Annotated in this window: 1 protein-coding gene; it reads right to left on the bottom strand. The window is 73.0% G+C overall.

Annotated elements, in window-relative coordinates:
- Nucleotides 1-15: 15 nt before the first annotated feature.
- Nucleotides 16-352, bottom strand: a 337-nt coding sequence (locus tag AMK27_RS40905) for a ribonuclease domain-containing protein (protein WP_073919580.1), incomplete at its 5' end; no start/stop codon positions are given.

The following is a 352-nucleotide window of genomic DNA, read 5'->3' as shown; positions in this document are numbered from 1 at the left end:
AGGACGACGGGGTCGTCAATCCTCATCGGTGACCACCTCCCGGAAGCTCTCGTAGTGGTCGTCGGTCCAGTAGATCTCGCCGTTCCGCCCGGTGACGATCCGGCGCGCGCCGCGGTCGCGTTCACCGGGGGTCCGCACGGTGTACTCGCGGTAGTAGCCGCGTGGCTGGCGGGGCAGGATCCGCTCGAAGTTGGAGAAGACGGCGCCGTCCTTGGCGTACGGGTAGGGGCCGCCGCGGGCGATCAGGCCGAGGGTCTTGCGCGCCTCGGGCGGCAGGTCGGCGGCGCGCACGGTGGGGAGCCCGGAGGTTCCGGTGGGCGCGGCGGCCTCGGCGGTGGGGGTGGTGGTCGTG

It is taken from the genome of Streptomyces sp. CB02009, from assembly GCF_001905825.1.
Lineage (GTDB): Bacteria > Actinomycetota > Actinomycetes > Streptomycetales > Streptomycetaceae > Streptomyces.
Note: the sequence above shows the minus strand (reverse complement) of the source record. Positions and strands in the feature narration are given on the sequence as shown.